At 59.0% G+C, this 10,788-nt stretch carries 9 protein-coding genes and 2 pseudogenes; 9 read left to right on the top strand and 2 right to left on the bottom strand.

Translation table 11 applies throughout. The features are described from left to right. From ASE04_RS16810 to arsH, 3 genes are all read left to right on the top strand, one after another. Positions 1-415 (top strand): arsenic resistance protein (locus ASE04_RS16810; protein WP_443216877.1); only part of this gene is annotated, 415 nt, incomplete at its 5' end. Positions 416-417: 2 nt separating this feature from the next. Further along, positions 418-840: an arsenate reductase (glutaredoxin) gene (gene arsC, locus ASE04_RS16805; protein ID WP_056819266.1), complete on the top strand. Its 423-nt coding sequence runs from the start codon at positions 418-420 to the stop codon at positions 838-840. Continuing rightward, complete coding sequence (gene arsH, locus ASE04_RS16800) at positions 833-1,510, top strand: arsenical resistance protein ArsH (protein WP_056819264.1); 678 nt, start codon at positions 833-835, stop codon at positions 1,508-1,510. Before arsC ends, arsH begins: the two co-directional genes overlap by 8 nt. On the opposite strand, the pseudogene ASE04_RS16795 reads toward arsH, so the two are convergent. Further along, positions 1,447-1,989 (bottom strand): annotated as a pseudogene (locus tag ASE04_RS16795) (TSUP family transporter); the annotation flags it as partial. The gene arsH and the pseudogene ASE04_RS16795 sit on opposite strands and share 64 nt — an antisense overlap. A 983-nt stretch (positions 1,990-2,972) precedes the next feature. Between ASE04_RS16795 and ASE04_RS16785 the strand changes: the two are divergent. After that, positions 2,973-3,629: a tyrosine-type recombinase/integrase gene (locus ASE04_RS16785; RefSeq protein ID WP_056819260.1), complete on the top strand. Its 657-nt coding sequence runs from the start codon at positions 2,973-2,975 to the stop codon at positions 3,627-3,629. Between the two features lie 143 nt (positions 3,630-3,772). On the opposite strand, the gene ASE04_RS16780 is transcribed toward ASE04_RS16785, so the two are convergent. After that, positions 3,773-5,137, bottom strand: coding sequence for a DUF6538 domain-containing protein (locus tag ASE04_RS16780; RefSeq protein ID WP_056819258.1), 1,365 nt, complete (start codon positions 5,135-5,137; stop codon positions 3,773-3,775). A gap of 243 nt (positions 5,138-5,380) precedes the next feature. Between ASE04_RS16780 and ASE04_RS16775 the strand changes: the two genes are divergently transcribed. The 5 genes and pseudogenes from ASE04_RS16775 to ASE04_RS31030 all read left to right on the top strand — a co-directional run. Continuing rightward, on the top strand, positions 5,381-6,307 hold the full coding sequence (locus ASE04_RS16775) for a DMT family transporter (protein WP_056819256.1): 927 nt from the start codon (positions 5,381-5,383) through the stop codon (positions 6,305-6,307). Positions 6,308-6,404: 97 nt separating this feature from the next. After that, complete coding sequence (locus ASE04_RS16770) at positions 6,405-7,100, top strand: hypothetical protein (RefSeq protein ID WP_056819254.1); 696 nt, start codon at positions 6,405-6,407, stop codon at positions 7,098-7,100. Positions 7,101-7,189: 89 nt separating this feature from the next. Then, on the top strand, positions 7,190-9,199 hold the full coding sequence (locus tag ASE04_RS16765; protein WP_056819252.1) for an acetyl-CoA carboxylase biotin carboxylase subunit: 2,010 nt from the start codon (positions 7,190-7,192) through the stop codon (positions 9,197-9,199). A 100-nt stretch (positions 9,200-9,299) separates the two neighbouring features. Further along, positions 9,300-10,568, top strand: a complete 1,269-nt coding sequence (locus tag ASE04_RS16760; RefSeq protein ID WP_056819249.1) for a hypothetical protein — start codon at positions 9,300-9,302, stop codon at positions 10,566-10,568. A gap of 135 nt (positions 10,569-10,703) precedes the next feature. Further along, a pseudogene (locus ASE04_RS31030) lies at positions 10,704-10,788 on the top strand (GNAT family N-acetyltransferase); the annotation flags it as partial.

The following is a 10,788-nucleotide window of genomic DNA, read 5'->3' as shown; positions in this document are numbered from 1 at the left end:
CAGGCTTCAGCCGCTTTCGCTCGTCGCGTTGCTGGCGACCCTGATCCTTCTATTCGGCTTTCAGGGCGAGCAGATCATCGCGCAGCCGACCATCATCGGTCTGCTAGCGGTTCCGATCCTGATACAGGTCTACTTCAACTCGGGGCTGGCCTACCTGCTGAACCGCATGTCTGGCGAACAGCATTGCGTCGCCGGGCCGTCGGCGCTCATCGGGGCCAGCAACTTCTTCGAACTCGCCGTCGCCGCCGCCATCAGTCTGTTCGGCTTCCAGTCCGGAGCGGCGCTGGCGACCGTCGTCGGCGTCCTCATCGAGGTCCCGGTCATGCTGTCGGTCGTCTGGATCGTGAACCGCTCCAAGGGCTGGTACGAATCCGCGCCCGCCGTCTCCAAGAACATCGCAACAGAAAGGACCTGACGATGGACGTCAAGATCTACCACAATCCCGCCTGCGGGACCTCGCGCAACACGCTGGAGATGATCCGCAACGCCGGCATCGAGCCGACCGTGATCGAATATCTGAAGACGCCGCCATTGCGCGCCGAGCTGACCAAGATGATCGCCGACGCCGGCCTCACCGTCAGGCAGGCCATCCGCGAGAAGGGAACGCCACACGCGGAACTCGGCCTCGACGATCCCAATCTGACCGACGACCAGTTGCTCGACGCCATGCTGAAGGATCCGATCCTGATCAACCGACCATTCGTCGTCACGCCGCTCGGCACGAGACTGAGCCGGCCGTCGGAAGTCGTACTCGACATCCTGCCCGACACCCACAAGGGCGCGTTCACGAAGGAAGACGGCGAGCGGGTTCTCGACCAAGAGGGAAAGCGCATTGTCTGAAGACCTCCCGGCCCTTAATGAAAGCCATCTCCGCCAGCCCGACCTCGATGCCCTTCGCCCGTCGTTTTCCGTTCACAAGCCGCGGATCCTGATCCTATATGGATCGATCCGGGAGGTTTCGTACAGTCGGCTGCTCGCTCACGAGTCCCGTCGCCTGCTGGAACGACTCGGGTGCGAAGTCAAAGTCTTCGATCCAAAGGGGCTTCCGCTGCCGGACGATGCACCCGTTGGCCACCCGAAGGTTCAGGAACTCAGGGAGCTGTCAGAGTGGTCCGAGGGACAGGTCTGGGTTAGCCCCGAACGCCACGGCGCGATGACCGGCGTGATGAAGTCCCAGATCGACTGGATTCCCTTGGCGGTCGGGTCGGTTCGCCCGACGCAGGGCAAGACGCTCGCGGTGATGATCGGCCAGCTTCGAAGCCTCGGCCGCTGGATGCGGATGATCACCATCCCCAACCAGAGCAGCGTTGCCAAGGCCTTTCAGGAGTTCGACGCCGAAGGGCGAATGAAGCTGTCGTCCTTCTACGACCGTGTCGTCGACGTCTGCGAAGAGCTGGTGAAATTCACGCTGCTGACGCGCGACGCCTCCTCCTACCTGACCGACCGCTACAGCGAGCGGAAGGAGGACGCCGAGAAGCTTGAGCAGCGGGTGAACCTGAAGTCGATCTGACTCCACTTGTATCGCCATACCTTCACGGCGGACAGCACGAGGATCACCGCCAACGCAGGCAGCAAAAACGCGTTGGGGACGATACCGAGAAGACATCCGCCGATGAAAGTTCCGACGATCGAGCCTGCGGCCATGATGATCAGGAACGTCTTGTTGCGCCCGAGTACGGAAAAGCTCTGATCGCGGCTGTATCGCGTGAACCCGACCAGCATGGTCGGCAGACTGACGGCGAGCGACAGTGATCCGGCAAGTTTGATGTCTGCACCGAACAGCAGCACGAGCGTCCGGATCAGCAGCTCGCCGCCGGCCACGCCCAGTAGCGATGCCACGATCCGGATCACGAAGCCCGCGCTCACCTCGGCGACAAGCTGGGTGCCTCCCGTCAGCAACGGCTGCCCCTCAGTCGCGTCGTGTCCGACAACCAATATGACCGCGATGATCAGGAGCAGAACGGAGATAACCTTGTAGAGCGTTTCCGACGTCGCAAGTTGTCTCGATTTTGGGCTTAGATATGCCGCGCACCTGTAAGACTTCGAGTCCACGGGAGGCATCCAGCACCAACGCTCGCATCTTCTCCGACATCACGCCAAACCCTTCCGCTCCGTTTACCGCATCGATCAGCATCAGGTGCGCGAAGAGAGTGCCCCTAAACATCACGCATTGTAACTGGACGTCACGATAATTGACGTCACCAGCCCCCTGAGCCTGACAAGGATTCCCACCAACTCGCCTTATGGTTGCTAGCGTCGTTTTGCGCCAGTTCAGGTAATTGTTGGAAAGGACTCGCCGCCGTATACCAACTGCGGCCAAGGATTCAAGCGATTTTTCAATCGGTCGCGATCTGAAAATTTGCCAACGATCTGGTTCTGGTCATGATAACGAGTCTGAAGGTTATCGCTTGATTTTTCGGTGATTTTTTGCCTCTGATTCGCGAGCGGCCGAAGAGCCGCTACGCAAGGCAGCATTGAAATTGGACAACTTTGCATCGCTTTAAGCAAACCGATGGGTGCCGGAGCACGCCCATCGGGACGATGCCCCCACGGCATCTCGAGGACGCGAAAGGGTGCAGCGAGCTTCGAGGGACGCGGAGTTCAACCTGAGACGGGACGATGGCGAAGCGCGAAAGACGACCAGAGGAGCTCCGGATGAGCACCGAGCAAACACTGCCTGACCAAGCCAGGGTACAAATACCTGCGAACTGTTCCGACGCCGATCTTGAGCGTCTGCTTGATCGCCTGGCGGTCGAGGTCGTCGCCATGAGAGGCGACGGCGCCATGCTCCACGCTATGTACAGGTGGCTGGAGGCTCAGATCGAGCAGCGCCGTGAGTACCGAGAGCTTTTCTCGGCGGCACGCAAAAGGGTTAAACGACTGCACGATCGAACTACAGCGCGATCCTGAGGAACCATTGCCTCTCCAGACGTGAAGCAGCACTTTTTCGACAGGCCGGGAGGATCGCCCAGATGACGACAAAACATCCATTGTCCCAACGGTCGCAGCGCAGGGGCGCCGGAGCTTCCCGCTTCGAAACCGTCTCGTTTGATCGTCACGAACTGATCTGCTTCTGGATCGCGGCCGGGCAGATGCCACTGCGATGGGAAGTGTTTTTCAAGATCATGCTTCTGACTGCCATGCGAGCAAGCGAACTCACCGGCGCGCTCTGGAAGGACATCGATTTCAACAAAGGGACGTGGCTCGTACCGGACAATCCTTTGGCGGCGACGAGGTCGTTCACGATGCAGGAGGTGCCACTGTCGCCATACGTCACGCGGCTCCTAAACAGCCTGGTACGTACCGATGATTTGCAGGTGTTCGACTGGAGGACGGTTGGCAATTACCAACTTGCCCGAGCATCGATGTCGCTTCGCGACCGGATGTCCGCCGTGTGCCAACACATATCCCCGGACCGCGTCATTCGAGCCTGGAATATCGCCACTATACGCCGCACAGTGTCCGACTGGATCAAGGAGGATCGAGGGCGTGTGTTGGCGGCTATCGCACTTCGCAAAGCGCCGCAGGACAAAACGTATTTTTGGTATCACGCGTCCTCCGCCCGTCGAGACGCTCTCGCGGCTTGGGAGGCGTATGTCCTGTCGTTGGTCCGGCCTAATGACTGCTGACCCGCTGGAGTCCGGCGATACTTGCTGGCGCGACGTAGCCGCAAGCGGCTGCCCTCCGGCATTTGCCGACGCCGAACTTGAGCTCTGCTTGCCGCGGGTGTCGCCTTGTGATGCTGACGCTGAGGCTGCGGCCGTTATGAGCGTCAAACAATTGACGGATCGAACGGTACTACGATCTTGAGAAGCTCGTCCCGTTGCCAAGTGAGAGAGCCTCCGACCCCGTAGGCCGGCCTCGAGTTCGAATGTCCCATTAGGATCATCCGGAGTTCGGTGTCGATCCCGGCGTCCTTCATGCGGTCTTCGAACGAATGGCGCAACGAGTAGATCACGTGCTTCTTCGTTGGAAAAAGGCCATTCACCTTAAAGTGCTTTAACAGACATGCGGAAAGCGCGACGCCCTTGTTCCGGTAGCGGGGAAACCCTTTGGGATGCTTTTGGAATGCGGCAAGAGCAACGCCGACCAACGGGATGTTTCTCGCGGACGACGTGGTCTTGAGCTCCCGTGGATCCTCCGCGTCGAGACGAGCCTCCACTCGGATGTAGGGGACCGGCGCGTCGAGAAAGATACGTTCCTCATCGATATTGGCAAGTTCGCTGGGTCGCGCACCGCTATCTGTCATGCCGAGTACGATGCCTCTGGCTTCCTCATTAAGCCCCGCAAGAGCGCCCGGAACCAGAATGCGGGTGGTGATCCACTCCGTTGTGAAGGGTGGGCGCGTCCTAGCCTTTTTGAACTTGTCGCTGAATGTGAGCTTGTCAAAGGGATTGTCGGCGACTTTTACGTTGAGATGCTCGTGATACTCTTTATAAAGCACCCGCAAGTTTCCAATGTCGCGGTTTCCAGAGGTCGGCTTGTGCGTCGCGGTTTTCTTCGCATCACCGAGGGGGGATATTCTGTCCGCCCAGAAATTGTAGAACTTTAGCGCATCGTCTCTGGTGACCTCCCCTATCGGCTTGTCGCCGACGAGCGTGATGAAATTGGTGAGCGCCCGCTTCTTGACCTTGAGCCAGCTATCCTTTTGCTCCTGGCTCTTCGTTCCCAGTTCAGGGGCTGCAATTCTTTCGACATAAAGCTTGAACGCCTCGGATAGACGCGTCGTCGGTCTCTCCACCACGCCGAGTATGGCGTTGGCTTGAAGCGAATTCGGCCTTTCCTCGGTGAGTGCTCGCAGTCGTTCCAGGATCTGAGCCCCGGTTTCGCTCTGCAGGATTTCAGAGGTCGTGCGATAGGTGAAGCCCATCGCGGCAACTCTTCGTACGGCGAACTCGTATCGGCGTCGGACGCCCTCGCCGGACTCGGTGGATAACAGCGCGCCCCATAAGTCGTCGTCAGCCCGCTCATAGCCGTCGCGGAGGGCTCGCGCCTTCGCCAAATCCCGCGTCTTCAAGGTCCTTCTGACAATGGGCTTCCGACCGTCGAGGTCCTCCAGAAGTTTCGGCACGCGTCGCTTATAGAGGTAGATGCCATTCCGAAGGGCGAGGTATCTATCAGGGTCTGTCCGGTCCATGACGTCGGCTCCCGTGTCACAATTTGGTGACAAACTGTGGCCCAGTACTCAACGGGCGTCAAATTTAAGTTATTCAATTGACATATAATAATTGCGTAAAAACAAAGATATAACCTCAAGTCTTGAGGGATCAGTTCGAATCATCTTGCCAGCTTTTTTGGTGCGTCTCGACCGCACCATCTCTTCTTGAGAGAGATATTTATCATTGACGGCTGAACCTCAGCCGATGAAGAAATCTCTCGCATGAACGATCCTTCCGATCATCACAATCCATTGCAGGGCATGGCCCTGATGGCCGGCGCCATGCTTGTGCTGCCGGCGATGGATGCGATCGCGAAATACATGGCGACCTTCGAGGCCATGTCCCCCGGTCAGATCACCTTCTACCGATTCTTTTTTCAGCTGCTCTGCACCCTGCCGATTCTCTTTTTGATGTTCGGCTGGGGCGCGCTGTCGGCGAAGCGTCCCTGGATGAACTTGCTTCGTGGCGCATTGCACGGCGCGGCAAGCCTGCTCTTTTTCGCGGCAGTAAAGTACATGCCGCTGGCAGACGTCTTTGCGATCTATTTCGTGGAGCCGTTCATGCTTGCTGGCCTGTCCGCCCTCTTCCTTGGCGACAAGGTTGGTTGGCGGCGCTGGACGGCCATCATCGTCGGCTTCGGCGGAGCGATGATCGTGATCCAGCCGAGCTATGAGGTGTTCGGCCTGAAGGCGTTGCTCCCGGTTTGCTGCGCGTTTCTGTTCGCGCTGTATCTTTTTATGAATCGCGCGATCGGGACAGCCGATTCGCCGCTGACGATGCAGACGATGGCGGGCATCGGCGGCACCTTGTTCATGTCGGCTGCGCTTGCCATTGGAAGCGGGCTGGGCGTCCCTGACTTCGAGTTATCCCTGCCGTCGTCGATCCTCGGGCTTGTTCTGCTGCTGATTCTGGGATCGCTTTCCGGTTATGTCCACATGATCGTGGTCAAAGCCTTCCGAATGGCCCCGCTTTCCCTGCTCGCGCCGTTTCAGTATTTCGAAATAATCTCGGCGACGGTGCTCGGCTATGCGCTTTTTGGAGATTTTCCGAACTTCTCGAAGTGGATCGGCATCATGATCATCGTGGGCTCGGGCCTGTTTATCATCTGGCGCGAACGCGTTCAGGCGAGGTCGCTAAAAGCGTCGTAAACCGTCGAAGGTTTCGTTAACCGCACCCGTTGAGGGAACGTCAATTCGCTGGCTGTAAGCATCGTCTTGGCTTCATGATGAAGCCTGGAGATAAAAGATGAGCGAATTTCGACTCGCTTTTCCGGCATGTGTAATCGCCGGGAAGCATCGGCTGACTGTCGATGACATCAGCCTATTGCGCAAACATAGTTTTCCGGAGGGAATCCGGACCCCTGACGACGTCGTCGTCATGCTGGCGCTGAACAACTCTTGCCCCGAAAAATGCCCGGAGTGGAACAGCTTCTTCGTCGAGCAATTGGCGGCATTCATCGTCAATTACAGCTATCCGCAAGGCAGCCTCGATGAAATCAACGTCGCATGGCTGATGCGCATGGTCGCAACAGACGGCGTCGTCAACTCGTCCCTGGAACTGGAACTGGTCCAGCATGTCATCGACATCGCAACCTATGTTCCTGACGAGCTTCGCGCTTTCGCCCTCGATCAGCTCCGCTTGGCGATCGACCAAAAGATCGGCGGCTACAGCCTCATGCGGGCAGTGGAACGTCGGGGGATCTCGCGTCAGGACATCGATTATGTCATGCGCGTGCTGCGCGGCGTTTCCGACGGCGGATGCATCAACGTCCAGCCGATGACGTGGAACGTTCTGATGCGAATCGGCGAGGCCACCCTGCCCGCTTCCAACCATCCGCGTTGGGACGACATCATGGCTGGTCTTCGTTTGGTTGAGCATGCAGAACCGCAGCGTCGAAGCCGCTGGCTGCGCATCGTCGACGACAACATCGCCGTCGCCTGAAGCCCTGCCAATGAAGACTTCGCACGTGATTGTGCCTCCCGAACTTTATGCGTAAGACTTCGGGTACGCATCTCACGGGTGGAGTCTTCATGTTCAACAAGATCCTGATCGCGAATCGCGGCGAAATCGCCTGTCGCGTTATCAAAACTGCGCGCCGGATGGGCATCGCGACTGTCGCGGTCTATTCGGACGCAGATCGGGATGCCTTGCATGTCGAAATGGCTGACGAAGCTGTCCATATCGGCGCAGCGCCGGCCTCCGAAAGCTACCTCGTCGCGGACAAGATCATCGCTGCTTGTAAGTCGACCGGCGCCGAAGCCGTCCACCCCGGTTATGGCTTCCTTTCCGAGCGCGCATCCTTCTGTGAAGCCCTCGAGAAGGAAGGCATTGTCTTCATTGGCCCCAAACCGCGCGCCATCAAGGCAATGGGCGACAAGATTGAATCGAAAAAGTTCGCAAATGCTGCGAAGGTCTCGACCGTTCCCGGCCACCTTGGCGTGATCGAAGACGCTGACCATGCCGAACGCATCGCCGGCGAAATCGGCTATCCCGTGATGATCAAGGCATCGGCGGGCGGCGGCGGCAAGGGCATGCGTATCGCGTGGGACCAGAGCGACGTTCGGGACGGTTTTGACCGCGCCCGGTCCGAAGCCAGGAGTTCGTTCGGAGACGATCGGGTCTTCATCGAAAAGTATATCGTCGAGCCGCGCCATATCGAAATCCAAGTCTTGGCCGACGCCCATGGAAATGTCGTCTACCTCGGAGAGCGCGAATGCTCCATCCAGCGAAGGAACCAGAAAGTCGTTGAAGAGGCTCCGTCGCCATTCCTCGATGAAGCGACCCGCAAGGCCATGGGCGAGCAGTCGGTCGCGCTCGCGAAAGCCGTGGACTATCAAAGCGCCGGAACGGTGGAATTCATCGTCGACCGCGACCGCAACTTCTACTTTCTCGAAATGAACACCCGTCTGCAAGTCGAGCATCCGGTGACCGAACTCGTCACGGGCATCGATCTGGTCGAGCAGATGATTCGGGTCGCCGCCGGCGAGCCTCTGACACTCACGCAGGATAATGTTCGGCTGAACGGCTGGGCGGTCGAAAGCCGCCTCTACGCGGAAGATCCCTACAGAAACTTCCTACCGTCGATCGGCCGACTCACGCGCTATCGCCCGCCCGCCGAGGGCGAGGCTGGAAACGCGGTCGTGCGAAACGATACGGGCGTCTTCGAGGGAGCCGAGATCTCGATGTATTATGATCCGATGATCGCCAAGCTCTGCACCTGGGCGCCCACCCGCCTGGAAGCGATCGAAGCGATGGGCCAGGCTCTCGACGGTTTCGTGGTCGATGGCATCGAGCATAACGTGCCCTTCCTCTCCGCGCTCATGAAGCATTCGCGCTGGCGGGAGGGACGGCTTTCGACGGGTTTCATCGCCGAGGAATATCCTGAGGGTTTCGCCCCGATGACGCCGGATGGCATCCAGCAGGCGGTCCTCGCTGCCGTTGCGCTGTCGGCAGCCCTGATAGACGCGAACCGTCGCGACTACTTCAAGGATCGACTTCGCCAGTCGTCTGGCGCGATAAGCGAAAACTGGGTCGTCAAGCTGGACGACGAGTATATCGCCGCGCGGCTGCTCGAGGGCATCCCGACCGTTCCCTTCGAGATGGATATCGCGATCGGCGACGAGATCTTGAATGTCGTCACCGACTGGAGACCCGGTGAGCCTGTTTGGAGCGGCCGGGTTGGCAATCTCAGGGTGACGGCGCAGTTGCGGCCGCTGCTCAACGGTCAGCGGATCGACTGGCAGGGATTCTCCGTGAAATCGAAGGTCCTCACGCCGCGTCACGCGGAACTGGATCGCCTGATGCCGGTGAAATTGCCACCGGATACCTCGAAGCTGCTGCTCTGCCCCATGCCAGGATTGGTGGTCTCCATTGCGGTCGCCGAGGGTCAGGACGTCAAGGCCGGCGAAACCCTCGCCGTCGTCGAGGCAATGAAGATGGAGAACGTGCTGCGGGCCGAGCGCGACCTCGTTGTCGGCAAGATCAACGCCAAGCCCGGCGAAAGCTTGGCGGTGGATGCCGTCATCATGGAATTTGCCTGAGCCATTTCGGCACAACGATGCGTGCCGACGCGGATCATTTTTGTTAAGGCGCAGGCACTAGAATACGGCCATCCGGCAAACGTCGGAATGGAGTATGTGAATGACCGTGGTGCAATCGGCGATCTTGCTGCTGACCATCAACCTCGGCCTGCTCGCCTTGTTGATGCGCCTGCCGCTCGGGCAACGGACCCTGTCTATCCGGCGCACCTTCAATTGTACCCGCGAGAAACTCTGGAGCGCGGTTAACCCAAGCGGCGACGCCGCCGACTGGCATCACTCGGTCCTGTCAAGCAAGCCAATCAGACAACGCGGCAACCTCGTCGAGCAGACCTATAAGCATCTCGACCGTCACGGAGCGCCGCTGCGTCGACTCCTTGCCGTCGAGCCATTGGACACGGCCAACGCAAACACAGTCGGATACAGGTCGTCGGTCGTGGACGACAGCACGCTTGATCCCTCATTCTGGAAGAATTTTCAGGAGTGCCGGATTGTCCGGGAGACGACCGGCGGTGTCACGATCGAGATTACCCAGACGGATCGCTATCGCGGCCTGGCGTTCCTCATTGTCAGATACTTTTCATTGCGGCGGGAAATGCGCGCCCTGGAGGGCTGGTTGAAAACCGGTCACTCCGCTCCCCAGGGGTATTTCGAACATCCGCTTGTCCAGGTTCTGTTGGCGATCGTCTCGACCTTGCTGCTCTGGCCGTTTCTCGGCCTGACGATACAGGGCTTGATGATTTCGACCTTCCTGACGCTGGTCATCGTCCTGCACGAGCTTGGCCACATGGCGGCCTATCGAATGTTCGGGCATCCCACGGTTCGGATGATCTTCATTCCGCTGCTGGGTGGCGTGGCGATCGGTGGCAGGCCTTATCGGTCGCTGTTCGAAGTCGGAACATGTGCGTTGATGGGCGCTGGCATGTCCGCCTTTCTTGTGCCGCCACTTTGCCTCGCGGAGCAGTTGTCCGAACAGGGCGTTCTGCCGGCGAGCGCCGGCAACCCCATTCTCGTCTTCCTCCTGATCCTCGGCGCATTCAATCTTCTGAACCTGTTGCCCATGCACCGATTCGACGGCGGACAGGTCCTGCGCCAGATTTTCCGCTCGCGGTCGTCGCAGATTGCGGCGAGCTTCTTCGTGACGCTCTGCATCCTGTGCATCGGCTTTACCATCGGCCTTCCGGCCCGGCTGCTGACGATCGGTCTGCTGGTGTTCACTGTTGTCAGTCTGATCGGTGCGCGCTCGATCAAGCCGCGCCATCAGCTTGACGAAATGACCGATGGAGAGCGGATGATGGTGGCCTTCGGCCTTTATTCGGCGATCGCCATGCATGGCTATGCCATCGTCTTCGCAGTGAAAAATCTGTTCTGACGCAGATTGCACAGCAATCGCCGCAAGTTGCTCTTTGAACAAGGAAATCAGCGTCTCGCGCGGGTTTTTCCTTGAGCCGGCGGCATGCGGCGTGCAAGAGTCCGCCCGATCAAATCAGCATTGGAGAATTCGAAGATGGACGTTCGCGCCGCCGTTGCCGTTCAGGCAGGAAAACCGCTCGAGGTCATGACCGTACAGCTCGAAGGCCCGAAGGCCGGCG

The organism is Rhizobium sp. Root708 (assembly GCF_001429725.1).
GTDB lineage: Bacteria > Pseudomonadota > Alphaproteobacteria > Rhizobiales > Rhizobiaceae > Rhizobium.
Note: the sequence above shows the minus strand (reverse complement) of the source record. Positions and strands in the feature narration are given on the sequence as shown.

Bases quoted from the DNA above. Each gene is read 5' to 3' on its own strand.
- ASE04_RS16775 (WP_056819256.1), top strand. From the start codon at position 5,381: ATGAACGATCCTTCCGATCATCACAATCCATTGCAGGGCATGGCCCTG.
- ASE04_RS16780 (WP_056819258.1), bottom strand. From the start codon at position 5,137: ATGGACCGGACAGACCCTGATAGATACCTCGCCCTTCGGAATGGCATC.
- ASE04_RS16760 (WP_056819249.1), top strand. From the start codon at position 9,300: ATGACCGTGGTGCAATCGGCGATCTTGCTGCTGACCATCAACCTCGGC.
- arsC (WP_056819266.1), top strand. From the start codon at position 418: ATGGACGTCAAGATCTACCACAATCCCGCCTGCGGGACCTCGCGCAAC.
- ASE04_RS16785 (WP_056819260.1), top strand. From the start codon at position 2,973: ATGACGACAAAACATCCATTGTCCCAACGGTCGCAGCGCAGGGGCGCC.
- ASE04_RS16770 (WP_056819254.1), top strand. From the start codon at position 6,405: ATGAGCGAATTTCGACTCGCTTTTCCGGCATGTGTAATCGCCGGGAAG.
- ASE04_RS16765 (WP_056819252.1), top strand. From the start codon at position 7,190: ATGTTCAACAAGATCCTGATCGCGAATCGCGGCGAAATCGCCTGTCGC.